Annotated in this window: 21 protein-coding genes; 10 read left to right on the top strand and 11 right to left on the bottom strand. The window is 70.8% G+C overall.

Features of this window, described 5'->3' with window-relative positions; genetic code table 11:
• Nucleotides 1–11 precede the first annotated feature (11 nt).
• From PKF00_RS22470 to PKF00_RS22455, 4 genes are all read right to left on the bottom strand, one after another.
• Nucleotides 12–551, bottom strand: coding sequence for an EF-hand domain-containing protein (locus PKF00_RS22470; protein ID WP_271219574.1), 540 nt, complete (start codon nucleotides 549–551; stop codon nucleotides 12–14).
• 778 nt (nucleotides 552–1,329) lie between these two features.
• Entirely contained in the window at nucleotides 1,330–1,530 is a 201-nt protein-coding gene (locus tag PKF00_RS22465; protein WP_271219573.1) for an EF-hand domain-containing protein, read from the bottom strand.
• A gap of 160 nt (nucleotides 1,531–1,690) precedes the next feature.
• Nucleotides 1,691–3,961, bottom strand: coding sequence for a protein translocase subunit SecD (secD, locus tag PKF00_RS22460; RefSeq protein WP_271219572.1), 2,271 nt, complete (start codon nucleotides 3,959–3,961; stop codon nucleotides 1,691–1,693).
• A gap of 132 nt (nucleotides 3,962–4,093) precedes the next feature.
• Nucleotides 4,094–4,528, bottom strand: a complete 435-nt coding sequence (locus PKF00_RS22455) for a hypothetical protein (protein WP_271219571.1) — start codon at nucleotides 4,526–4,528, stop codon at nucleotides 4,094–4,096.
• A 105-nt stretch (nucleotides 4,529–4,633) separates the two neighbouring features.
• Here PKF00_RS22455 and PKF00_RS22450 point away from each other — a divergent pair, with 105 nt between their 5' ends.
• Nucleotides 4,634–6,295: an alpha-amylase family protein gene (locus PKF00_RS22450; RefSeq protein WP_271219570.1), complete on the top strand. Its 1,662-nt coding sequence runs from the start codon at nucleotides 4,634–4,636 to the stop codon at nucleotides 6,293–6,295.
• Here the strand turns inward: PKF00_RS22450 and PKF00_RS22445 are convergent.
• Nucleotides 6,259–6,648, bottom strand: coding sequence for a TetR family transcriptional regulator C-terminal domain-containing protein (locus PKF00_RS22445; protein ID WP_271219569.1), 390 nt, complete (start codon nucleotides 6,646–6,648; stop codon nucleotides 6,259–6,261). The two genes, PKF00_RS22450 and PKF00_RS22445, sit on opposite strands and share 37 nt — an antisense overlap.
• Nucleotides 6,649–6,678: 30 nt before the next feature.
• On the opposite strand from PKF00_RS22445, the gene PKF00_RS22440 reads away from it, so the two are divergent.
• The 4 genes from PKF00_RS22440 (at nucleotide 6,679) to PKF00_RS22425 (ending at nucleotide 9,724) form a co-directional block, all read left to right on the top strand.
• Nucleotides 6,679–6,960 carry an alpha/beta fold hydrolase gene (locus PKF00_RS22440; protein ID WP_271219568.1) on the top strand — a complete coding sequence of 94 codons (282 nt, stop codon included), beginning with the start codon at nucleotides 6,679–6,681 and terminating at the stop codon, nucleotides 6,958–6,960.
• Between the two features lie 167 nt (nucleotides 6,961–7,127).
• Entirely contained in the window at nucleotides 7,128–7,763 is a 636-nt protein-coding gene (locus tag PKF00_RS22435) for a hypothetical protein (RefSeq protein ID WP_271219567.1), read from the top strand.
• Complete coding sequence (locus PKF00_RS22430; protein ID WP_271219566.1) at nucleotides 7,754–8,119, top strand: hypothetical protein; 366 nt, start codon at nucleotides 7,754–7,756, stop codon at nucleotides 8,117–8,119. The genes PKF00_RS22435 and PKF00_RS22430 overlap by 10 nt, the downstream gene beginning before the upstream one ends.
• A 309-nt stretch (nucleotides 8,120–8,428) precedes the next feature.
• Complete coding sequence (locus tag PKF00_RS22425) at nucleotides 8,429–9,724, top strand: MFS transporter (protein WP_271219565.1); 1,296 nt, start codon at nucleotides 8,429–8,431, stop codon at nucleotides 9,722–9,724.
• Between the two features lie 63 nt (nucleotides 9,725–9,787).
• Here the strand turns inward: PKF00_RS22425 and PKF00_RS22420 are convergent, their stop codons facing one another.
• Together PKF00_RS22420 and PKF00_RS22415 are read right to left on the bottom strand one after the other, a co-directional pair.
• Nucleotides 9,788–11,653: a CASTOR/POLLUX-related putative ion channel gene (locus PKF00_RS22420; protein ID WP_271219564.1), complete on the bottom strand. Its 1,866-nt coding sequence runs from the start codon at nucleotides 11,651–11,653 to the stop codon at nucleotides 9,788–9,790.
• A 352-nt stretch (nucleotides 11,654–12,005) separates the two neighbouring features.
• Complete coding sequence (locus PKF00_RS22415) at nucleotides 12,006–12,338, bottom strand: ArsR/SmtB family transcription factor (protein WP_271219563.1); 333 nt, start codon at nucleotides 12,336–12,338, stop codon at nucleotides 12,006–12,008.
• A 103-nt stretch (nucleotides 12,339–12,441) separates the two neighbouring features.
• Between PKF00_RS22415 and PKF00_RS22410 the strand changes: the two genes are divergently transcribed.
• Both PKF00_RS22410 and PKF00_RS22405 read left to right on the top strand, forming a co-directional pair.
• On the top strand, nucleotides 12,442–12,630 hold the full coding sequence (locus PKF00_RS22410; RefSeq protein ID WP_271219562.1) for a hypothetical protein: 189 nt from the start codon (nucleotides 12,442–12,444) through the stop codon (nucleotides 12,628–12,630).
• A 9-nt stretch (nucleotides 12,631–12,639) separates the two neighbouring features.
• A complete protein-coding gene (locus tag PKF00_RS22405; RefSeq protein ID WP_271219561.1) occupies nucleotides 12,640–14,124 on the top strand; it encodes an FAD-dependent monooxygenase in 1,485 nt (494 codons plus the stop codon).
• A 7-nt stretch (nucleotides 14,125–14,131) separates the two neighbouring features.
• On the opposite strand, the gene PKF00_RS22400 is transcribed toward PKF00_RS22405, so the two are convergent.
• The 3 genes from PKF00_RS22400 to PKF00_RS22390 all read right to left on the bottom strand — a co-directional run bounded on the left by PKF00_RS22400 (nucleotide 14,132) and on the right by PKF00_RS22390 (nucleotide 18,389).
• Nucleotides 14,132–15,070, bottom strand: coding sequence for a hypothetical protein (locus PKF00_RS22400; RefSeq protein WP_271219560.1), 939 nt, complete (start codon nucleotides 15,068–15,070; stop codon nucleotides 14,132–14,134).
• A 194-nt stretch (nucleotides 15,071–15,264) separates the two neighbouring features.
• Entirely contained in the window at nucleotides 15,265–17,106 is a 1,842-nt protein-coding gene (locus PKF00_RS22395) for a SpoIIE family protein phosphatase (RefSeq protein ID WP_271219559.1), read from the bottom strand.
• A 740-nt stretch (nucleotides 17,107–17,846) separates the two neighbouring features.
• Nucleotides 17,847–18,389, bottom strand: coding sequence for a DUF4262 domain-containing protein (locus PKF00_RS22390; protein ID WP_271219558.1), 543 nt, complete (start codon nucleotides 18,387–18,389; stop codon nucleotides 17,847–17,849).
• Between the two features lie 230 nt (nucleotides 18,390–18,619).
• Between PKF00_RS22390 and PKF00_RS22385 the strand changes: the two genes are divergently transcribed.
• Both PKF00_RS22385 and PKF00_RS22380 read left to right on the top strand, forming a co-directional pair.
• Nucleotides 18,620–19,123: a DinB family protein gene (locus PKF00_RS22385; protein ID WP_271219557.1), complete on the top strand. Its 504-nt coding sequence runs from the start codon at nucleotides 18,620–18,622 to the stop codon at nucleotides 19,121–19,123.
• A gap of 533 nt (nucleotides 19,124–19,656) precedes the next feature.
• Entirely contained in the window at nucleotides 19,657–21,057 is a 1,401-nt protein-coding gene (locus PKF00_RS22380; protein WP_271219556.1) for an MFS transporter, read from the top strand.
• On the opposite strand, the gene PKF00_RS22375 is transcribed toward PKF00_RS22380, so the two are convergent.
• Nucleotides 21,054–21,722, bottom strand: a complete 669-nt coding sequence (locus tag PKF00_RS22375) for a TetR/AcrR family transcriptional regulator (protein WP_271219555.1) — start codon at nucleotides 21,720–21,722, stop codon at nucleotides 21,054–21,056. The genes PKF00_RS22380 and PKF00_RS22375 overlap by 4 nt on opposite strands.
• A gap of 178 nt (nucleotides 21,723–21,900) precedes the next feature.
• Between PKF00_RS22375 and PKF00_RS22370 the strand changes: the two genes are divergently transcribed.
• Nucleotides 21,901–22,722, top strand: a complete 822-nt coding sequence (locus tag PKF00_RS22370) for an alpha/beta fold hydrolase (protein ID WP_271219554.1) — start codon at nucleotides 21,901–21,903, stop codon at nucleotides 22,720–22,722.
• Nucleotides 22,723–22,778: the final 56 nt, after the last annotated feature.

Genomic DNA, 22,778 nt, shown 5'->3' with positions numbered 1-22,778 from the left:
CAGGATCCGGATCAGCCCACGCTGGGAACCGCCAGCAGGCGCTGAGCCGGGATGTCCGTTCTCTGACTGCCGTAGAAATCCTTGATGCTGGCCACCCAGGCGCGGACGGCGACCTTGCCCGCGCCGTACGGGTCGAGCTCCGCGAACAGGGCGTCGACGCTCGCCGGGTGGAAACCGACGGCCCGCATGCAGGCGAGGAAGTGGGCGTGCTCGATGAACCCGTCGTCGTCGACGTCGAGCAGGAGGGCGAGCGACTCGGCGTACTCGCGGATGACGTCGTCGAAACGCTCGGGCCTGGCGACGTGGGTGACGTACTCGTGGAGAGCGACCCTGCCGTCGTGGTCGGCCCCCAGGTCGTCGACCAGCCCCCGCCAGTATCTGCGGTGTCCTTCGAGGACCGCCAGAGCCTTCGGCGAGGAGACCGGCTCGGCCACCGCCTTGATGATCCGGATCGCGAGCCGTTCGAAGTCGTCCGCCTCGACGTAACCGTTGGCGTCGGTGTCGAGCAGGGTGAAACGGAGCCTGACGCGTTCGAGAGGGGCGGTGGTCATGTGCCACCTCGGTCGTGAACGGGCGGCGTGGCTGAGTGATGCATCGAACCCTTACCTCTCCGTTACAGTATGAATCTCATTGGCTACTTTAAGTTATTAGGTCGCGAATGGAGAGTCAATAGCTCTCCAGGCCAGGCCTGAATGCTTTGCCATAACGCCCGGCCGGTACCGGGTTTTGATGAGTTGAGTCGACTTAAATATGCATAAATCCATTTAAGGAAGTATGGGTGGTTGCCTCATGGGCGGTGCCGGTCATGAGGCGGCGCGCGGTGTGAAGTTTCGCCCCCCGGAATCCGGGGCGAGGTCACTTCGTGCGAAGCCCGCGGTCGCGGAACCCACGGTCGCGGAACCTGCGGTCGCGATGCCCGCGTCGAGACGCGCGGCGGGAGGCCCGCGGGAGCCGCGTCGGAGGACGAAAGGGAAAACCCGCAGGTGTCGAGGCCGTGTCCATGGGAATGCCTCCGATCACGCTCGGCCCGCGGGTGGCCGTCATGGCCGGCAAGGGGGATCCGCGGGCCGAGCGCCAAGGCCCAGACCGCCCGTCCTCACCGCGTCCGCCCGGGACACCGACCCGATGAGCACCTTCCCCTCCTACTCCGCCCATGACCGTCCGCAGTGCGGCCCGCCGCCCCGGTGTGGTGGTTCATGGCGGGGGTGCATCGCCCGCCGCTCGCTGTGTCTGGGGTCGTCTCTGGCGCCGGTACGGCGAGGGGTGACGCTGGGCGGGTCGGCGCCGACGAGCGGTGCGCGACCCGGTGAGCGTCCCCGGCCACAGGGTCTAGTTGATGTATCCGGCGAACTCCTCCAGGGAGATGAGGCCGTCGCCGTCCCGGTCGATCCTGGCGATGGCCTGCGCGGCGGCCTCAGGGGTGATCGGCTGACCGAGCACCTCCATGAGACGCGTCATCTCGGTGACCGAGATCAGGCCGTCGCCGTCGACGTCGAGGATCCTGAAAGTCGTCGCGTAGTCGTCCGCCACGGGTGCATCCGCCTTCCGGCAGCAGGGAAATCAGACCCAACGCACATTAGCGGGCCCTCCCCTCCGGAGGGAAAGCCCGGATCCGGAAGGAGGCCCCGGATCGGAGAGGGGAACCCGGGACCCGGCGGGAGACACCGGATCCCGGGGGAGTCCCGGCAGGTCAGACCACGGCTCCCGATCCCTCGCGGGGGCGGCGTGCCTGACCCTGACGGGGACGCGGCGGCGGAGCCGTGCCGCGCCTCTCGAACTCGATCGCGAGCGGCGCCGCGACCAGGGCCGAGGACAGGGTGCCCGTGACGATGCCGATCAGCAGCGCCACCGCGAAGTCGGTCAGCGAGTCGCCGCCGAGTACGGCCAGCGCGGCCAGGATGAACAGCGCGCCGAGGCCGGTGTTCACCGTGCGGGGCACGGTCTGCAGGACCGCGGTGTTGACCACCTCGGCGAACGGCGTCCTGCGCCGCGCCCCCCACAGCTCGCGGACCCGGTCGAAGACCACGACCTTGTCGTTGACCGAGTAGCCGATCACGGTGAGCATCGAGGCCAGGAAGACCCCGTCGACGGGCTTGCCCAGCCACGCGAACGCGCCGACCACGATCGCCGCGTCGGCGACCAGGGCCAGCACCGTCGCGAGGCCGAACGTCCAGCGGAACCGGAAGGCCAGGTAGGCGAGTTGCGCGGCGAGCGCGACGCCCAACGCGATCAGCGCGTTCCTGCGCAGCTCCTCGCCCAGGCTCGGGCCGATGAGCTCGTCGCGCTGCTTGGTGACCTGGCCGCCGCGGCTCTCCAGGGCGGCCTCGATCCTCGCCGCCTCCGCCGCGTCGATCCTTCCCGTCCGCACGGAGACGGCCCCGTCCGACGACTGCACGATCGCGTTCGGGAACCCGGCGCCGCTGACCAGCTCGCGGGCGGTGTCCGCGGTCATCGGGACGCTCGTCGAGTACTCCGTCAGCCTGCCGCCGGTGAACTCGACCCCGAAGTCGATCCCGCGGACCACGACCCCGGCCAGGGCCGTCGCGACCAGGGCGCCGGTGACCACGAAGTACCGCGCCCGCCGCCGCATCAGGTCGGGGCCGTGGGCGGTCAGCCACCTGCGGACCCTGCCGATGTCCGCCAGGCCGGTGATCCGGGGCCGCCCGGCCACGGCGGGCAGGGTCACCGCCCACTGGGCGATGACCCTGGTGATGACCATGGCGGTGATCAGCGAGGCGATCACCCCGATGCTCAGTGTGACGCCGAAGCCCCGCACGGGGCCCGAGGCCAGGAAGAACAGCAGTCCCGCGGCGAGCAGCGTGGTGATGTTGGAGTCGGCCACCGCGCTCCACGCGTTGCGGAAGCCCTTCTCCAGGGCGGGTCGCAGTCGCGGTCCCGCGGCGTACTCCTCTCTGGCGCGTTCGAAGACCAGCACGTTGGCGTCCACGGCCATGCCGATCGCCAGCACGAACCCCGCCAGACCCGGCAGGGTCAGCGTGGCGCCGAGCGCGACGAGCGCGGCGTAGGAGATCAGCGCGTAGCAGACCAGGGCGATGGTGGCGATCATTCCCGCGAGGCGGTAGGTCAGCATGATGAACAGCGCGGTGAGCACCACGCCGATGACGGCGGCCTGCGCGCTGGCCGTGATGGCGGCCGCGCCGAGCGTCGGGCCCACGGTCCGCTGCTCGACGATCTCCACGGGTACGGGCAGCGAGCCTCCCTTGATCAGCGCGGCCAGATCCTGCGCCTCCTCCACGGTGAAGGAGCCGGTGATCTGGGTGGAGCTGCCCGGAAGCCCCACGCGGCAGGCTACGCCCTCGTTCACCTGCGGTGAGATGAGGACCTTCGAGTCGAGCACGATGGCGACCCGCCGTCTAGGGTCGCCCACCGGGTTGCAGGCGGCCTCGCCGGTCAGCTTCGCCCACGCCTGGCGACCCTCGTCGCGCAGGTCCAGGGTGACGAACCAGCCGCCGCCCTGCTGGGGGTCGGTCCCCGCCTCCGCGCCGCTGACGCCGTTCCCGGTGAGCCTGGCCGGGCCGACGAGCAGCTTGACGCCGTCCTCGTCGGGGATGACCTGCTCGCCGTTCCCCGCCTTGGTCGACTCGTCGGCCATGCCCTGGACGGGATGGAAGGTGAGCTGCGCGGTCTTGCCGATGACCTCGGCGGCCCTGGCCGGGTCCTGCACGCCGGGCAGTTCCACGATGATGCGCCGCTCGCCGGAGCGGGTCAGCGGGGCGTCCGCGACGCCCAGCGCGTCGGCCCTGCGGCGCAGCACCTCGAGGGTGCGGTCGGTGGCCTCGGCGTCGGCCTTGGCGGTCGGGGAGTCCCTGGTCTCGAGCACGATCTGGGTGCCGCCGCGCAGGTCGAGACCCAGGCGCGGCGTCATGGTCAACGCGATGAGAAGTGATGTGGCGATGACGGCGAGCGCCGTCACCGCGCGTACCACGGGGGCACGCGACATGGAAGCCTCCACAGGCTGGGGAAAGTCTCTGGGCACGGCGAGACGTCCGAAGGCCCCAGGGCGTGCCGGGGCGTTCGGAGCGTTCGGAGCGTTCGCGGGTACGGCGAAGTCCCCGGGTGGCCCCGGGGTGGGTCAGACGCCTGTGGAGGGTGGAGCTCTGGCCGGGCTGACCAGCGGGGACGCCAGCGGGCCCGGGGGTTCGCCCGCGGGGCGGGAGTCGAGGACCGCGGCGGTGAGGCGGTGCGGGGAGCCCGGGGGAGGGGAGGCGACCGGATGGCCGCCCCCGGCTCCGGCTCCGGCCGCGACGAGAGCCGCGGCGAACGCGGCGGCGAGGTCGTGCTGACGCTGGCCGGAGAGCTCTCCGCGCGACAGGGGGTGCCGTTCCGCGCCGGTCACGCTGAGGAGCGCGTGCCGGGGGAGGGCGGTCGCGTCGGCGGCCGTGGCGGCGGACCCGCTCTGGCCTCCGCCCACGGCCACGAGCAGCGGGAACAGGAGGGTCAGCAACCAGCCGAAGGGCGCGCCGCGCCTCAGCTGCCGCATGATCTCCTCCAGGGTCGTCGCCTCCACCGTAGCCGTCCCGCGCCGGTGTGGCTGCCGAGCGGCACCGATCCCGGGATCGTTTGCTGTTATAAATCCTGATAAAGCCTCTGGGCTCGGGTAGTGCGAGTCACCATGCGACTGACCTACACGGCTGATCTGTGGTGGAAGAACGCCGTCGTCTACTGCCTGGACGTCGAGACCTACAAGGACGGCAACGGCGACGGCATCGGTGACTTCAGGGGGCTCACTCAGCAAATCGACCATCTCGACCGGCTCGGGGTCACCTGCATCTGGCTGATGCCGTTCTTCCCGACCCCCGGCCGTGACGACGGCTACGACATCACCGACTTCTACTCCGTCGACCCCCGCCTGGGCACGCTGGGGGACTTCGTGGAGTTCATGCGGACCGCCAGGGACCGGGGCATACGGGTGATCGCGGACCTGGTGGTCAACCACACCTCGGACGAGCACCCCTGGTTCAAGGAGGCCCGGGCCAGTCGTGACTCGGCCAAACGCGACTGGTACGTGTGGAAGGACGAGCCGGACCCCGTCGACCCGAAGGCGATCGTCTTCCCCGACAAGGAGGACAGCATCTGGGAGCTGGACGAGAAGACCGGCCAGTACTACCTGCACAGCTTCTACCGCTTCCAGCCCGACCTGAACATCGACAACCCCGAGGTCCGCGACGAGATCGCCCGCATCCTCGGCTTCTGGATGGAGCTCGGCCTGTCCGGCTTCCGGGTGGACGCGGTGCCGTTCCTGATCGAGGGCATCGGCGGCGACCCGCACGCCTTCCTCGCCGACCTGCGGGCCTTCATGAACCGCCGGGACGGCAGTTCCATCCTGCTGGGCGAGGTCAACCTGCCCTACCCGGACCTGATGAGGTACTTCGGCGACGGCAACGGCGACGAGGTCACCATGTGCTTCGACTTCATCGGGATGCAGCGCTTCCACCTGTCCATGGCCCGCCAGAACCCGAGGGCCCTCGCCGACGCCCTCAGCCAGCGGCCCACCCCGCCGAAGGACTCCCACTGGGCCACCTTCGTCCGCAACCACGACGAGCTGACCCTGGACAAGCTCACCGACGCCGAGCGCCAGGAGGTCTTCGACGCCTTCGGTCCCAAGAAGACCATGCAGGTCTTCGACCGGGGGCTGCGGCGACGCCTGCCGCCGATGCTCGACGGCGACCTCAGACGCCTCAAACTGGCCTACAGCGTGCTGTTCTCCCTGCCGGGCACCCCGGTGCTCTTCTACGGCGAGGAGATCGGCCTCGGCGAGAACCTGAAGGGGGAGGGCCGGATGGCCGTCCGCGTCCCGATGCAGTGGACCCCGGACGGAGGGTTCTCACCCGTCACCCCGAAGACCCCCGTCCCGTCTCCCACCGGCGAGTACGGCCCGCGCAACGTCAACGTCGACGCCCAGCGCCGCGACCCGGACTCGCTGCTGCGCTGGGTCACGATGCTCGTCGAGCGCTACCGGGAGTCGCCCGAGCTGGCCTGGGGCGACTACGACGTCCTGGCCTCGGGGGACGACGCCGTGCTGGTCCACAGGGCCGACGCGGAGGGCGGAACGGTGGTCGCCGTGCACAACTTCGCCGATCGCGAGGCGAAGGTGGAGTTCGTCCTGAAGGGCTTCGAGGGCGACCACGTGCTGACCGACCTGCTGGTCGACGGCACGCTCGATCTTCCCGCCGACGGCCGGGTGAAGTTCACGCTTCCGCCGTACGGCGTCCGCTGGCTGCGGTCCGCGGCCCGGGATCAGCCGCTGGAGGACGCCTCGGCCAAGGGGCACTGACCCTCGGGCCAGGCGAGCATGGCCAGGTCGGCGACGCGCTCCAGCTGCTCGCGGGTCGCGCCGTCGCGGGCCTGCACCGACATGCCCTGGATGGCGGCGGCGTAGAACGCGGCCATGGAGTCGACGTCGGTGTCCTCGGGGCGCAGCCCCGCCGCGACGTCCTCGGCGATGCGGGCTCCGATGCCGGCCTTGGTCGCCTGCCTGAGCGCGCGCATCGCCTCCTCGACCTCCGCCGACTCGAGGCCGCAGTTGACCGCGGCGCTGACGATGAGACAGCCGGGAGGATGCGCCGGATCGGTGTAGTGGACGGCGGCCTCCCGGAGCACCCGGCCGACCGCCGCCCTGCCGGTCACCTCGTCGGCCGCTTCGCCGACCGGCGCACCGTGATCACTCCGAACTACGCGGGAAGCGGCGGCACCCCGCTCCCCACCGGGGAGCTGACCCTGGACCTGCTCGCCGACCAGGTCGCCGCGACCTTCGGCGGGCCCGCCGACCTCGTCGGCTTCTCGCTCGGCGCGGTCGTGGCCGCCGCGGTCGCCGCCAGGCACCCGGGGCGGGTGAGTCGGGAGGTCAGGGGGAGGGGGAGTGCGGGGCTGCTCCTGGATGCGCATATGCTTCGCATGGCCAAATTTATGGATTTAGCGGGACTTAAAGGGAGAAATTGACCGTGTACAAGGAGTTCGCTGTCGAGGCCGTGGTGTGGCTGATCCCCGTCATCGTCCTGCTGGGCCTGGCTTTCATGATCACTGCCTGAGGTGGCGGCAGGGGGTCGTCGCCGCGACGACCCCCACGCGCGCTGGTCACTGTGATCACTGGCGCGTTATATTGCACCATGCTGGGAAACGCTCCCGAGTGGCCGCTGGACTCCCCGATGACGCGGTCGGCGAGCTCCGGCCCTTCCACGCTCGCCCGAGTGCTCACCGGCCCACCGGGACGCCTGCTCATCCCCTCCGCCGCCTTCGCCGGCCTCCTGCTGACGTACGGCGACAGCGTTCCCGGCAGCTACTTCATGACCCAGATCGTGGGCGCCCTCCTGGCCCTGGGGGTCGCCGTCGTCTGGGGACCCCGGTTCGTCGTGGGCCTGCTCCGCGCGGACGGCCGTCCCGGTCTGCGCAGACACTGGGCGCGCTGGGCGGCGGTGCCGCTCGTCGGAGCGACCGTCTTCGGGCTCCTGTGGTTCGACGTCCCCTCCTCCGCCCGCTTCGCGCTCTCCAAGGCGAGCATGGAGCAGATCGCCCAGCGGATCGCGGCCGGGAAGGAACCGGCGAGCGAGAGGCGATGGGCCGGGCTGTACCAGGTGTCGTCGATCGAGCGGTCCGACGACGGCGTGATCTTCTATCTGGAGGACGCGGGCTTCCTCGACCGGTACGGCTTCATCTGGAGCCCGAAGGCGCGTGTGTACCAGGACCTGGAGACGGCCTACAAACACATCGAGGGCCCCTGGTACGAGTGGAGGGAATGGTTTTGAACGTGCCGGGAAGGCCCGCCGACTGGGTCGGCGGCGGAATCGTTCTCACCGTCGTGTTCTTCGTTCTCACGATGACGGGCGGCCTGTACCAGCCCCTTCTCCTCCTCGCCATGCCGGTCGCCATGTTCGCCGCCGTGATCTCGGCCTACCAGGAGGCGGCCCGGTGGCGCGCCGACGCCCGGCCGCAGGGCCTGACGGAGGAGCGGGCCGAAGAGGGTGTCGAAGCCCTGGCCGGAACCCACGCCGACCCTCGGAGCGAGAGCCGGGACGAGGAGTCCACCGGGGAACCCGGCCCTGACCAGGCCGGGACGGCCGAGACGCGGACCACCGGCAGGACCGAGCCCGCCGACTCCTGACGGAGCGGTCCGGGGATGGCGGAGCCGCCGACGGCCGGTCGGCCGCGCCGGGCGGAGCGCTTCCGGCCGGACCATAACCGAATCGGGACGCCATGCCTTTGATTCTCTATTTCATGCGTGCGCTGAGTATTCCCTAAATGCTATGGGCGCACATGACTCGCGTAAGTCGTCGTGCTGAGTAGCATGAACACGGCTCGGGGCGCGGAAAGTGCGAACAGCGCGACGAATGTGAACGGCGCTGACAACCCAGATTCACCTTCACTGAATTTTTCATGCGGACGCCGACGTTCAGGTCTCCCGGAGGATCACATGGCCGCCGACGACGATGACGACGAAAGTGTGCCCTCCATGCTCGACATGATGCTCATCGGCGTCGTGATCGAGGTGTTCTGCCTCGCCGTGTACATCCTCTTCTTCGAGCATGCGCTCGGCGGCGACCAGACATTGCGCGACCTGCTCTTCCCCTCGGGAACGACTGATTCGCTCGCGGGGGCCACGGCCCTCGTCTACTGGATCGGCTATCCGGTCGGACTGCTCGGCGGCGTCTGCTTCGGCCACCTCGCCGACCGGGCGGGACGCAAGCCCGCGGTACTGGCCGGCCTCGCCGTGACGAGCACGATCGTCGTCCTCACGGCCCTGTTGTTCGGCTCCGAGCCGGGTGACGGGCGCGCCGTGGTGCTCACGGTGGTGTTACGGGTCGCCCTGGGGTTCACGCTCGGCGTGAAACCGGTCACCGTGCTGCTGCCGGCCTTCGAGTACGCCGAGCCGGAGGCGAAGGTGATGGGCGGAGGGATGCTCTTCATCGTCGGCCTGTTCGGCCTCATGTTCTCCGCGATGTTCGCCGACGCCGACCATGTGATCGGCAACGACGAGAACCTGGCGAGCGCCTGGGGCTGGCAGGGTTCTCTCCTCGTCATGGCGGCGCTGACACTGGCCGCGGGCCTGTTCCTGTGGTGGGCCCTGAAGGAGACCCCCGACTTCCAGCAGGCCCAGGCGGACGAGGAGAAGCCGGTCGGGCCGCCGATCGTGGAGCTCCTGCGGACCTCGTGGCGGTCGGTGCTGCTCGGAATCGGCGGGCTGTCCTTCGGAGTGGGCGGCTTCCAGGCCGTGAGCGTTTTCCTGCTGGACGCCATGGAGAGCGAAGCGATGGAGCCGGTGGCGGTCCGCGCGGTGATCATAGCCGGCGTCTTGGGGTTCATGATCGGCGCACTCTTCGGGGGCGTCGCCGCCATCGAGGCCGGTGCCCGCAGGGTCGCTGTCACGGGGGTCGTCGGCGCGTCCGTACTCGCCGTGTCGGCCTCCGTCCTGGGGAGCGGGAGCCTCTCTTCGGTCGGTCTGTGGCTGATGCTCCTGGCGCTTCCCTTCGTGGTCGCGGTCAACGTCGCGATGATCCCGCTGCTGGCGGAGGCGTTTCCGACCCGCGTCCGCGCCACCGGCATGTCGGTGGTCTACGCGGGCGCGGCGATCGTCTTCGCCGGACTCCTGCCCCAGCTCGTGAACGGTTTCCACGGAATCGGTACGGGTTCGTGGTCGGCGACCGTCATGTTCGCCGTTCCGTGTCTGCTGAGTCTGTTGTGCCTCAGAGCCGAACCGTTCGACGAGTGAGGCGCGGCTCCCACGGGCCCGGCTCCGGGGCGGCAGGGGCCGCTCGCCCGGTCCGCCCGGCGGTCAGCGCTCGGCCAGGACGATCACGGAGTCGCCGTCGCCCAGGCGCAGCGGCTGGGACTTGTCGGGGTTGAGGACGACGCCGAAGTGGGGCGCCTCGTTCACCCGGTCCGCCAGACGGTAGCCGATCGCGGTCTCGCCGCGGCGTCTGGCCGACTCGATCACCGAGGCGAAGCTGACCTGCAGCCCGGCGTGGACGTACTGGTCGGCGGGGCGGGGGTAGATCTCCGAGCCCCGGGAGTCGAAGAGGTAGCCGAACACCTCGGCCAGGTGCTGGTTCTCGGCGAGCTGGGCCAGGAGCAGGCCGATGACCGTGTCGCTGATCACGATGTCGTCGGCCTCGGTGACCTCGGCCAGGCTCCGGTTGTTCTCGTCGTGCATCTCGCTGACGATCGAGTACCGCTCGCCCAGCGTGGTCTGCATGTCGCGCAGCTGCAGGAGGGTCATCAGGGTGCGGGTGTCGGCGTGCTCGGCGGTGTAGCGGTCGTCGGAGAGCACGATCACGTGCTGGTAGACGCCCAGGCCGAGGGACTCCAGCGCGTAGCGGTCGGTGGTCTCGCACTCCTTGGCGTTCACCGTCAGGTTGGCCAGCCCCTCGAAGGGGACCGAGGCGTCCGGGTGGTCGGAGGCGATGTCCAGCACCGAGCCGGGGGCGACGTAGCCGTCGAGATAGCGGACGACCTCGCGGCCCCTGCCGTTCCAGTTCAGCACGAGGGTCCGCTCCGGCCCGGGGCGGACGTGCTCGGCCGAGACGATCGCCTCCTCCCGCGCCTGCGGCATGCCGTCCGCCAGGTGGATCAGCGAGTCGTCGTGGGCGATCACGATGACCTCGTCCCCGGCGTCGATCACCGTGTCCGTCGGCGGGTTCAGCATGACGCCACGGGGCCTGCGCAGGCCGATGACCGTGGCGGTCTGGTAGGCCGGGAGCGCCTGGCCGTACGTCATGCCGGTGAGGTCGGGGTCGGAGCGCAGGTAGATCTCGCCGTCGTCGAAGTTGAGCAGGTCCATGCAGACGACGGACATGCCCGACTGCCGCGACGACTGCACGATGAGCCGGGAGGCGGTGTCGTCGGAGTCGACCAGGTGGACGTCGGGGCCGCCCGCCAGACGGGCGGCGGCCATGTTCGCGGTGCGGGCGATCGCGGCGATCACGGGAGGGTGGTCGCCCGCGCGCTTGGCCAGCGCGAGCAGCGTCTTGATGACGTGCGCGTCGGGGTCGTCGCCCTGCGGGGACAGGACGACCACCGACCGGGCGGCGTCGAGGTTCATCAGGTCGAGGTCGGCGGGTTCGGTGGGCCGTCCGGTCCGGCAGACCAGTTTGGTCCTGCCGGTGTCGCCGACATGGCGACGGATGTCGTCTTCCATGTCGGGCTTGTCCTTGTCGGCCAGGATCGAGATGACCGACCCCTTGTCGCTCGCGTGCGCCTGGACCAGCTCGGTGACGATCGTGAAGACCTGCTCGGACCAGCCCAGGATCACGATGTGTCCCTTCTCGATGATCCGTGACTTGCCCTTGCGCAGCTGCTCGAACTTGGTCTTGAGGCCGTTGGAGAGCACGCCGACGAGGGCGCTGACGATGAACAGGCCGCCCATGGACGCCACGAACATCAGCGCGACGTACAGCGTGCTCCCGCTGTCGCTCGCGACCTTGCCGGGACTCAGTGTGCGCATCAGCGAAACCCACAGCATGCCCGCGAAGCCGCTGTTCTTCGCCGCCTCGTCCGGGGTCAGCCACAGGCTCAGCACCGTGACCAGCAGGATCAGCCCCAGCGAGATGAGGGCGAGCCAGCCGATCAGCGCCACCGTGCCTCGCGACATGGTGTTGTCGAACCAGTACCGCAACCGCTCCCGGAACGTCGGTCTCGACACCGAACCCCTCCCCGTAGGTGAACACCGGAACAACAATCGCATAAAAGTCGCAGGTCGCTCTGGTGTTCGCAAATCCATGAAATGTGGCACGTTCCAGAAAGAGTTCAGGTAAGAGAGGCCCGCTCTGTGGGCCGGACGCCATCGGAAATGCCGTGTGGAGTCGACGAGCGCGTTGATCGGCCCTTTTGTCGCTTCGGCGGCTGACTTTCGCCGACGGAAGGCATTCTCTTCGCGGCGAAGGGCGCCGGGGATCCGTCGACGGGGCCGGGAAGGGCAGGGTGTCGTCGGCGGGGCAGGGAGGGCCGGGAGTCGCTGACGGGGTCGGGAGAGGAGAAGGGCGGGGCGGGAGGGGTCAGTCGGCGGCGCTCTGCCAGGCGGCCCCGCCGAACGTCTCCTCGGACAGGACGAGGTCGAGCAGCCCGGGGAAACGGGCGTCGAGGTCGTCGCGGCGGAGGGTGATGTAGAGCTTGCGCCCCGAGGGTCGCTGCCGGATGACGCCGCTCTCGCGCAGCACTCGCCAGTGGTGGGTGAGGGTCGACTTCGGGACGTCGGGGACGATCGCGCCGCAGAACATCTCCTCGCCGGAGGCGAGCGTCCGCACGATCGACGCCCTGATCGGGTGGCCGAGGGCGGCCAGCACCTCTTCGAGCTGGAACTGCTCGAGCGACGGGTGGAGGGCGGTCATGGAACGAGTGTACGGAAGAGACGAACTTGACGGCCTCGGCTCAATTGTACGAGGATCCCGAACAGTCAAACTGTTCGTATGTGTCGGACAATCGAAGGAAGTCATGCCGTCCCCCTCCCCGTCCCAGCCCCCTCCCCGAGGCTGCCATCTCGGCTTCTCCGCCTACACACCGCAGTGGGTGACCAGCGCGTACGCGGTCGTCCACGGGGGCTTCCCGCTGAGCGTCCTACCCGCCCTGACCTTCCGGCGTCGCCGGGCCGCGGACCCCCGGCCCGCGCGCGTGGACGCCTGAGGAGACCCCGTGGAATTCGACATCGCCGAGTCCGACGTCCTGGGTTTCGACGTCGCGGTCGCCGGAGGCGGTCCGGTCGGCATGCTGCTCGCGGCCGAGCTCGCCCTCCAGGGCGTCAGGGTCGTGGTCCTCGAACGGCTTCCCGCGCCGACGGGGGAGTCCAAGGCGGGCACGCTGCACGCCAGGACCGCGCAGCTCCTCAACCGCAGGGGGCTGCTGGAGGCGGTGGGAAGGTCCTCCTACGGCGGCGTGCGCTTCCACTTCTCCGGCATGTTCGAGCTCGACCTCGGCGCGGTCGCGGGAGAGGGGCCGAGCATCGTCGGCAGCCCGCAGGCGTGGGCGGAACAGGTCTTCGCCGACCGCGCCGCCGAGCTGGGCGCCCGGATCCGGCGAGGACACGAGGTCGTCGGGCTCGTCCAGGACGACGACCGGGTCACGCTGACCGTCGAGGGACCGGCGGGGCCGTACGAGCTGGCCGTCCGGTACGCCGTCGGCGCGGACGGAGCCCGCAGCGCCGTCCGCGAGCTGGCCGGCATCCCGTTCACCGGAACCCCGGCGGGCGTCGCCGCGCTGATGGGCGACGTACGGCTGCTCGACCCCCTGCCCGGCGGCTGGCACCGCACCCCGCGCGGCTGGCTCATGGTCTGGGGCGGAGGCGTGCACGGCCACAGCCGGATCGGCACCTACGACTTCCGGGGGCCGCACGCCGACCGGCGGGCCCCGGTCACCCTGGAGGAGCTGCGGAGCGTGGCCGAGCACATCGCGGGCCGTCCCGTCAGAATGACCGAGCCGCGCGAACTGTCCCGGTACGGCGACGCCGCGCTGCAGGCCGAGACCTACCGGTGGGGGCGCGTGCTCGTCGCGGGGGACGCCGCCCACGTGCACTTCCCCTGGGGAGGGCAGGGGCTCAACACCGGCCTCGAGGACGCTGTGAACCTGGGCTGGAAGCTCGCCGCGCAGGTGCGCGGTCAGGCCCCGGAGGGGCTGCTCGACAGCTACCACGCCGAGCGGCACCCGGTGGCGGCCCGCGTCCTGTGGAACGTCCGCGCCCAGACCGCCCTGGCCGGTCCAGACCCTGCGATCGACCCACTGCGCGAGCTGTTCGCCGAGCTCATGAGGTTGCGGGAGGTCAACGACTACCTGAGCGGCATGCTCAGCGCCACGGACACGGTCTACGACGTCGGCCACCCCGGCGCGGGCGCGTTCGCCCAGGACACGGAGCTCAAGACGGAAGGAGGCACCGCTGGAGGCACGGGAGGGGTGGGAGGCGTTGTCACGCTGGTCGAGCTGCTCCGCGCGGGCAGGCCGCTGTTCCTCGGGGACGACGACCGGCTCGTGGAGGTGGCGCGGGAGTGGGCCGGGCGGGTGGACACCGTACGGGCGCGGTGCGAGCCGGTGCTGATCCGCCCCGACGGCTACGTCGCCTGGCGGTCTCCCGGCGACCCGTCGACCCTGCGGACCGCCCTTGGCCGCTGGTTCGGGAAACCGGCCTGACAGGGTCCTACGGCGCGGGGTCCTCCGAAGACGGTGTGGGGTTCTTCGAGGAGGGCGCGGAGTTCTCCGGAGACAGTGTGGGGTTCTTCGGAGGCTCCTTCGCGGGGGCGGGGGCGGCGCAGGTGAAGCTCTCGTCGTGCTCGGGCTCCAGCTCCATCTGCTGGAGCACCGTCGAGCCCATCGGGCGGCGGAAGGTCTCCCGCCTGGCGCAGTCGTAGAACGCGTACGTCCCCTCGTGCTCGCCCAGCAGCAGCAACGGCACGCCGCGCACGGGCCTGCCGGTCCCCGTGGTGGCGACCACCCACTGGTCCTGGAAGCCGACCATGCTCAGCACGAGGCTGCCGCGCCCGGTCGAGGCCAGCTCAACGGCGTCGGACTCCATCTGCCCGATCAACGTGAATCCGAGCCCGATGCCGGTGAACGCGGCGATCACGGTCCGCATCCCGGCCCTGCCGGTCGGGCGGCGGCGCAGCAGCCGGAACGGCACCAGGAAGACCGCGACCCCGATGCCCACCGCGACCAGCACGATCACGGCGAGCTCCGTCCCCTCCGCGAGACCCGCGTAGCCGAGGAGACCCCAGTACGTCGCGCCGCACCACACCGCGCCGACGGCCGCCGCCGCCCAGGCGCGTTCCCGTACGGCGTGCCCCAGCCTGACCAGCCACCCCCGGGCGAGTCTGTCCAGCAGCCAGCCGACCCCCACCAGCGCGCCCAGGACCGGCACGCCCCCCAGGACCAGCAGGATCAGGCATCCGACGAGGCGGCCGAACAGGGTCGCCTGGTCGATGCCCGCCTGCTCGGGGCTGATGTCGAACACGCCGTAGACCTGTTGGATGCCCAGATAGAGCAGGGCGTAGAGCGAGACGCCGACAGGGAGCGCCACCGAGCCGACGCGCTGCAGCAGGTCGATGACACTGCCCCGATCCGGCCTGTCTTGGTCAGTCATCACGTGTTCTGTCCCGTATTGGTGCTGATCGATCGAGACAGGGTGTCATGCGAAACCCGCGGGACGTCCGCCGGGTCTCGGCGTTCACCTCCCGACGGGTCCCCCCAAGTCCCCGAGTCCCCCCGAGTGCCTGCGAGTCCCTCTGAGTCTCCGGTGAGTCCGAAACACGACACCGTCCTGATGAGGTGTTCCGATCAGGGCTCTGCCGCGCTGAGGCGAGATCCGTTCACCGGCGGAGACCCTCGGCGGGGGACGCGTATCGCCAGCAGGGCGACGTCGTCGGCGGCCTTCGGCCCGGCCAGCTCACCGGCCAGGGTCTCCAGCAGCGCGGGCAGCGGCCGGTCGCCGTGGGCGGCCAGCAGGGCGCGAGCCTCGTCGATGGCCCAGGAGAGGTCGTGGCCCGGCTGGTCGACGAGGCCGTCGGTGTACAGCAGCAGGGTCGAGCCCGGTTCCAGGGTCAGGCGGTGGTCGGTGCGCGGGCCGTGCTGCAGGCCCGGATAGAACAGGACGTCGTGCCGGTCCAGCTGGCAGGTGCGCCCGTCGGGCAGGAGCAGCAGCGGGGGCGGATGCCCGGCGTTGGACCAGGTCAGTGTCCAGCCGGGGCCGACGTGGTCCAGGCGGGCGTGCAGGATGGTGCCGGTGGCGGCCAATGGCAGGCTGAGGCAGGCGTGCTCGAGGGCGGTCAGCGCGGCCGCGGGCCCGAGCGCGGGGTGGTCCAGCACGGCCTGGCGCAGCATGCTGCGCACCTGCCCCATCAGGGTGGCGGCCCGCATGTCGTGGCCGGTGATGTCGCCGACCGTGACCGCCAGGGAGGAGCCCTGTGGCTGGCCGGGAGCGGGCGGCAGGGGGAAACTGTCGTACCAGTCGCCCCCGACCATGTCGTCGTCGGCGGCCGGCAGATACAGGGCGGCGCTGTCCAGGCCGGGGGTGGCGGGCAGGTCGGTCAGCATGGCGCTCTGCAGCTGCCGGGCCACGGTGATGCGTTCGCCGAGGAACACCGCCCGCGCCACGGCGTGGGCGGTGTAGCTGGCCAGCGCGCTCAACGTCGCGCGTTCCACCAGGTCGGTCCGGTGGGGCTGATTCCATCCGACCATGATCACACCCACGGGACCGCGGCTGGCGATCAGCGGCAGGCACATCGCGGAGGACAGCCCCAGGGAGTCGAAGGCGGCCACCGCCTCGGCGCCGTAGTGGCGCGTCAGATCCTCCCGGTCGGGCACGGAGACGATCCGGCGTTCACGCAGCGCCCGCGCCGAGGGGAAGGCGGAAACAGCGGCGTAGTGGCCGAAGTCGTCCTCCATCGCGTACGGCGTGTCCGGGTCGGGCACCCGTACCAGCCGGTCGCCGCTCAGCAGGCTCAGACCGATGTAGTGCGGGGTCAGGGGCCCGGTGACCAGGTGCCGCAGTCGTCGCCGCACGTCCTGCACGCTGGCGGTGTCGGCCATCTCCTGGGAGGCGCGCAGCAGCAGCTCGGCGTTGGCCTGCGCGCGCTGGGCGGCCGAGCGCGCCGCCTCGGCCTCGCGCCTGGCGACGTCGGCGGCGTGCGAGACGATGCGCAGCCGCAGCTCGCCCGAGCAGGCCTGCGCCAGGTCGGCCAGATCGGTCAGCTCCGCCTGCGTCCACTGCCGGGCCGTGGTGTCGATCGCGCACAGCGACCCCAGCACCCGGCCCTCCTCGTCGGTCAGCGGCATCCCGGCGTAGGCGACCATCCCCAGGGCCTCGATGGCCGGGCTGGCGCACAGCCGCTCGTCGAGCCGGGCGTCGGCCAGGACCAGCGGCTCGCCGCCGGCCACGACATGCTGGCAGAACGAGTGCGACAGCGGGGTCTGGCGGAGCCCGGCCCACGGTTCGGTCAGGCCGACCAGGCCGGGAAAGACCTGCCGGTCGTCCTCCACCAGGGACACCAGGGCCATCGGCGCCCGCAGGATCCGGGCCACCAGCCCGGCGAAGCGCTCCATGCCCGGGTCGGACCGGGCCGACAGGCCGGTGCGGTCGAGCGCCTCCCGCCTCCCGCCTCCGGTGTCGTTCACCGCCATGCCTGTTCATCCGTCTTCTGTCGTGCCTACCGCTTCAGATGACGCCCGCACGGACTGGTGACAGGCACCAGCCGAATCCTACCGTCCGGTAGTCAACGGCCCCCGGCGATCTTCGAAGGACAGACCCGAGACCTCCGGGCCCCCTCGACGACTCCGGCGGACCGTCTCCCGTCCGTACCCCCACACCTGGCCGTCAGTCCTCCGGCCACTGAACGAGGGACACGCGACCACGGGGGCGGAGAACACACCGCGCCAGGAGGCCGACCGCCCACCAACCCGCCTGGGCGGTGCGGCCGGTGAGGTGATCGCACGCCCTCGCCGGATTCGCCCTGCCTGGGCGGTGCGGCCAGGAAGGCGCGATCCTTGCCGCCACCGGGTTCACCCTGCTTGGGCGGTGCGGCCGGTGAGGCGACCGCATGCCCTCGCCGGGTTCGTCTTGCTTGGGTGGTACGGCCAGGAAGGCGATCGCTGCCGCCACCGGGTTCACCCTGCTTGGGCGGTGCGGCCGGTGAGGCGACCGTGTGCCTTCACCAGGTTCGTCTTGCTTGGGTGGTACGGCCAGGAAGGCGACCGCATGCCCTCACCGGGTTCACCCTGCCTGGGCGGTGCGGCCGGTGAGGCGACCGCATGCCCTCACCGGGTTCATGGTGTTTCTGAGCGCCGGTACGGCGAGCACCGACCTGGGCGTGCCCGGCGCTGTCGAACGGCGCGTGACCCGGTTAACGTTCCCGGTCACAGCACTACAGGGGCAGCTTCGTCCACGGTCCCGGAGCGTGGTCGTCCTTGTGGATCCACAGTGAGGGCTGGAGATCGCGAAGTCGCGGCGTCGCCCGGGGATCCCAGGGGAACCGGCCCGCGCTGTCCGGCCAGACCACCTCCATGAAGGGCAACGGAGGCCTCTGGTAGAAGCGCAGCGCCATGCCGAACAGCGACCGGTACCAGCTCTGGTCCACGTTCTTGGTGACGACCGAGTAGTTCCTGATGACGTCGTCCCGCTCCTGGTCGGCCACGAGGCCGCGCCCCGCCGCGACCTGGTCGGCGAGGGTGTTCAGACACCCTCTCATCACCTCGATGTCCAGCCCGAACATGGAGATCTCGGGGGAGCGGAAGGTGTGCCACAGCCCGACGGTGAACGCCCACCCGGGCCCGTCCTCGTCCTCGGGGACCATGACGACCGCCCATCCGTGCTCTGCGACCTTTCTGATGATGCCGCGGTCGAAGTCGTCGAGATCCTCGTCGTGCGCGACGCAGAGAAGGCAGTGACAGATGAGCTGGTCGAACATGGTTCCGAGAGTAGTGGCCGCTTTGCCCGTCGCCTCAGCGGGGCGTGCCGAGGTCCCTCGGAGACGCACCGAGGCTCCTTGGGAAGCGGCGAGGCCGAGGTCGTGGCGGGTCCGAATCCGGCGAGGCGGAAATGTCGGTGGGCCGTTCTAACCTGTGCGTACAGGGGTTTCCCACGGGTCCCCTGCATCCCCCGCACCCCCTGAACGACCGAAAGGCCGATGGCGTGGTTATGACGGAGAACAAGACCCTGACCGGTGAGCGCGCCGACCTGCTGGAGTCGCTGGTCATGCAGCGAGGCTTCCTGCGTCACACGGTCGCCGGCCTGACCGACGAGCAGGCGGCGCTGCGCACCACCGCGAGCGAGCTGTGCCTGGGCGGCCTGATCAAGCACGTGGCAGACGTCGAGGCCCGCTGGATGCGGTTCGCGCTCGGAGACCCCGAGGCGATGACGGGCGGGGAGGGCGACTGGGCGAACCAGTTCCGCATGCTTGAGGGCGAGACGCTGGCCGGTCTGCTCGACGCCTACGACAAGGTGGCCCACACGACCGACGAGCTGGTGGCGACGCTCGACCTGGACGCCTCCTACCCCCTCCCGCCGGCCCCGTGGTTCGAGCCGGGCGCGCGCAGGTCGGTTCGCCGGGTCCTGCTCCACCTCATCGCCGAGACCTCGCAGCACGCGGGTCACGCCGACATCATCCGCGAGTCCCTGGACGGCTCGAAGACCATGGGGTGACACTCCGACGCGGAGGGTTTCCGTCCTGCTCGCCGCACGCCGATCCGGTGAGGCGACCTCACCGGGACGGATGACACCTCCTACGGACCGGTTACCGTCCCAGCGCCGCACGCCGATCCGGTGAGACGGCCTCGCCCGGCGTCTGGGGCGGCGTCCGGCGTGCCCTTCCCGTGAGCGGCGCTCACGGGATTCGCCGAACGTCTCCGCCGCTCACCGGCGTTTCCGATCCTGGGAGAGCCGGTGCTCTGAGGGCGGCTCCAGCTGGCAACGGGGCCGACCTCGGCGGCGGAACGCCGTCAGCTCAAGCGCCTCGGCATGCCGTGGTGAGTTCCGGGGGCCACAGGGGCGCTCACCGGAAACGGGGCTGACTCCAACGACGGAGCGTTGTTAGGGTGGCGGGCGTGTTCCTTCTCTGTGCGTAGGACCTCGTCGTTGACCGCACCCACCGGGTGCGGCACTTCGGCGTCCCCGCACATCCGCGGCGCCCCAGGCGCGCGCCGCCTTCCAGAGGAACCCCCTTCATGTCTTCCTCCATGTCTTCGCCTTCGCGACCTCCGTCGTACCTCGCTGTCCTGCGCACCCCTCACGCCTGCCGCGTCTTCGGCGCGGCCCTGATCGGCCGACTGTCCTACGGGATCGTCTTCCTGTCCCTGATCCTCACCCTCACCGACGCCACCGGTTCGTACGGCGTCGCCGGAGCCGTCATGGCCCTGTTCGGGCTGGCCATCTCCCTGCTGTCCCCGCTGCGGGCCGGTCTGATCGACCGCTACGGGATCCGCCGTACCCTGCCTCTGATGGCCGCCGTCTACGCGCTGTCGCTGACCTGCCTGGCCGTCGCCACCTGGCGGCCGGGAACCCCCGGGATGTGGCTGGTGGTGCTGACCGTCGCGGCGGGCGCGTGCGCTCCTCCGCTCGGTCCGGTGATGCGGGCGCTGTGGAGCGAACTGCTGCCCGACAGGTCGCTGCTGCAGCGCGCCTACAGCCTGGACACCGTCGCCGAAGAGCTGCTCTTCGTCACCGGGCCGCTGCTGGCCGGTCTGCTGGCCGTACTCGCCGTTCCCGCCGCGGGTGTGGCCGCCAGCGCCGCACTGGTGCTGGTCGGCACTCTCGCCCTCGTTTCCTCACCCACCGTCCGCGCCACCGGGTCCTTCCCGGCGGGTGACGGTGCGGTAGGCGAGGGGTCTCTCCGGGCCGACGACGGCGCGGTCGGGGAAGGAGCCTCCCGGACGGGCGACGACCCGGGCGACGGCTGGGGCGGCGGGCCGTACGAGGGGGCCGACGTCGGGACGGACGTGGGCAGGGGCGGGGGCGCGGATCCGGCACCGGTCTCGTCACGTGGGCGACGGACACGTAAGGCGGCAGGACCGGGCAGCGGACTGATCATCCAGCCGGTCCTGGTGTCGGGCGGCGTGGGCCTGTGCCTGGGAGCGCTGGGTCTGCTCATGGTGGTCTTCGCCGAGCGTCAGCACCAGCCCGCCGCGGTGGCCTGGGTCGAGGCCGCGCTGTCGGCGGGCAGCGCGCTCGGCGGCCTGGCCTACGGCGCGCGGTCGTGGCGCGCGCCGGGACAGGTCCGGTTGCCGCTGCTGGCCGTCGCCCTGGGGCTGGCGCTCGTCGTCGCTGGACTCTCACCCGACCTGTACGTCCTGGCCGTCACCGTGGGTGTCGCGGGCCTGTTCGTCGCCCCGGCGCTGACCACGGCGTACCTGCTCGCCGACGAGTTCGCCGTGCCGGAGAACCGCGTCCGGGCGAGCGCCTGGGTCAACACGGCTTTCAACACCGGTGCGTCCGCCGGAACGGCGGCCGTCGGCATGCTGGTCGAGAGCCTGCCGCTGACCCTGTGCTTCGTGATCGCCGCCGTTCCGCCCCTGCTGTCGGCGGCCACGACGCCGAGGCGGCTCCGAAGGCGGGTGACGACGCCGCCGCTCGAACGCTAGTCCGCGGCCTGGGCCTGGTCCGCCTTGTCGGCTTCGGCAGCGGGTCCGGGGGTGTTCACGTCGGCGTTTTCGGTTTCGGCTGCGGGTTCGAAGGTGTTCATGAGGGCCCGCAGCCCCCGCACCACCTCGGCGCCGGTCGGCGCCTGCTCGGGGTCCGCCAGCCACTGCATCATCACGCCGGACAGCAGGGCCAACTGCACCGAGCCGAGCGTGCGCACGGTGCTCTCGGGAAGGCTGTCCTCCTCGACTCCCAGCAGAATCGAGGCCAGCCCCCGGCGGCCTTCCCGCTGGCCTCCGGCTAGGCGGTCGCGGAGCTCCGGCGAGTGCTCGGCCTGCAGCAACGCCTCGATGCTGGCGACCCACAGCTTCCTGTGGGTGCCGAACGACTTCGACAGCCGCGCCCACAGGGCCTCGTACCGCTCCTCGGGAGTGGCGGCCTGGTCGTCGTAGGCGGAGGACGCCGTCTGCCCGGCCTCCAGGCCCCACTCGTCGATCGCCTGGATGAGCGCCGCGTTCAGCAGCGCCTCCCGTGAGCCGAAGTGGTAGCCGATGGCCGCCATGCTGACCCCGGCCGCCGCCGCGATGTCGCGGACGGTCGTCCGCGCCCATCCCTTCTCCTCAAGGCAGCGCCTCGCGCCGACGAGCAGGTCCTCACGATTTCCCATAGCGGGATGCTACTTGCCCTGCCCGCGGTGTCACCTCCTTCTTGCGCAAATGCCTTAGGCGATCGCATTGCGCAAATGCCCAAATCCTCTGTACCTTCATGGCAGGCAAGGAACGCGGGCCGCACGAGGGCCGGTCCGCGGAGCCGTACGCGGTCATGTTCATGTGAAGGAGCACGTCATGAGTCAGAACGCCATCGCGCAGACGGTCACCCCGGTGCGGGCCGAGCTGGACATCGCGGGCCGCCGCCTGTCCTACCTCGACTTCGGCGGTCCCGGCCGTCCGTTGCTCGCCCTGCACGGGCACCTGTCGGAAGGGGCGAGCTTCGCCGCCGTCGCCGCCGAGCTGGCCCCCGAGTGGCGGGTCATCGCCCCCGACCAGCGGGGTCACGGTGAGTCGGACCGGGCGGCCGACTACTCCCGGGAGGGCTATCTCGCCGACGTCCTCGCTCTGCTCGACCACCTCGGCCTCGACCAGGTGGCGATCGCAGGGCACTCGCTGGGCGGCGTCAACGCCTACCAGCTCGCCGCCCGCCACCCCGAACGGGTGACCGCCTTCGTCAACGCGGACGCGCCGGTCGTCCTCGGTCTCGAAGGGCCCAACCCGCTGGCCTTCGTGCTGGGGCTGCCGTACCAGGCGGCCACCCGCGAGGCGCTGGTCGAGGCCCTCGGCCAGGCCGCCCCCTACTTCGCCGACACTCTGAGGGAGAACGCCGACGGCACCTGGCGGCTCCCCTTCCACCCGCAGGACATGGTCGACTCAGAGGACCTCGTCCACGGCGACCACTGGGCCGACTGGCTGGCCAGTGCCTGCCCCGCCCTTCTCGTGCGAGGCTCAGAGGGCGGCGTCATCCCCGCCGACCAGGCCCAGGCCATGATCGACCGCCGCCCGAACACCCGCCTCGCCGAACTGGCCACCGACCATTTCGTCTACGCGGGAGACCCGAAGGGCTTCGCCGAAGCCGTCCGCGAGTTCCTCCGGTCCGCACTGCCCTCCACCTGAACCGGCCCGCCCGCCTCTCCTTCCCGTCTCGGCCTCGTGCTCGCGTTCGGCCCCGG

This window comes from Streptosporangium carneum, assembly GCF_027922005.1.
In the GTDB taxonomy this organism is placed as follows: Bacteria; Actinomycetota; Actinomycetes; order Streptosporangiales; family Streptosporangiaceae; genus Streptosporangium; species Streptosporangium carneum.
The sequence above is the reverse complement of the archived record's forward strand: the minus strand, read 5'-3'. Positions and strand labels throughout refer to the sequence as shown.

Bases quoted from the DNA above. Each gene is read 5' to 3' on its own strand.
- PKF00_RS22470 (WP_271219574.1), bottom strand. From the start codon at position 551: ATGACCACCGCCCCTCTCGAACGCGTCAGGCTCCGTTTCACCCTGCTC.
- secD (WP_271219572.1), bottom strand. From the start codon at position 3,961: ATGTCGCGTGCCCCCGTGGTACGCGCGGTGACGGCGCTCGCCGTCATC.
- PKF00_RS22450 (WP_271219570.1), top strand. From the start codon at position 4,634: ATGCGACTGACCTACACGGCTGATCTGTGGTGGAAGAACGCCGTCGTC.
- PKF00_RS22435 (WP_271219567.1), top strand. From the start codon at position 7,128: ATGCTGGGAAACGCTCCCGAGTGGCCGCTGGACTCCCCGATGACGCGG.
- PKF00_RS22430 (WP_271219566.1), top strand. From the start codon at position 7,754: ATGGTTTTGAACGTGCCGGGAAGGCCCGCCGACTGGGTCGGCGGCGGA.
- PKF00_RS22425 (WP_271219565.1), top strand. From the start codon at position 8,429: ATGGCCGCCGACGACGATGACGACGAAAGTGTGCCCTCCATGCTCGAC.
- PKF00_RS22415 (WP_271219563.1), bottom strand. From the start codon at position 12,338: ATGACCGCCCTCCACCCGTCGCTCGAGCAGTTCCAGCTCGAAGAGGTG.
- PKF00_RS22410 (WP_271219562.1), top strand. From the start codon at position 12,442: ATGCCGTCCCCCTCCCCGTCCCAGCCCCCTCCCCGAGGCTGCCATCTC.
- PKF00_RS22400 (WP_271219560.1), bottom strand. From the start codon at position 15,070: ATGACTGACCAAGACAGGCCGGATCGGGGCAGTGTCATCGACCTGCTG.
- PKF00_RS22395 (WP_271219559.1), bottom strand. From the start codon at position 17,106: ATGGCGGTGAACGACACCGGAGGCGGGAGGCGGGAGGCGCTCGACCGC.
- PKF00_RS22390 (WP_271219558.1), bottom strand. From the start codon at position 18,389: ATGTTCGACCAGCTCATCTGTCACTGCCTTCTCTGCGTCGCGCACGAC.
- PKF00_RS22385 (WP_271219557.1), top strand. From the start codon at position 18,620: ATGACGGAGAACAAGACCCTGACCGGTGAGCGCGCCGACCTGCTGGAG.
- PKF00_RS22380 (WP_271219556.1), top strand. From the start codon at position 19,657: ATGTCTTCGCCTTCGCGACCTCCGTCGTACCTCGCTGTCCTGCGCACC.
- PKF00_RS22375 (WP_271219555.1), bottom strand. From the start codon at position 21,722: ATGGGAAATCGTGAGGACCTGCTCGTCGGCGCGAGGCGCTGCCTTGAG.
- PKF00_RS22370 (WP_271219554.1), top strand. From the start codon at position 21,901: ATGAGTCAGAACGCCATCGCGCAGACGGTCACCCCGGTGCGGGCCGAG.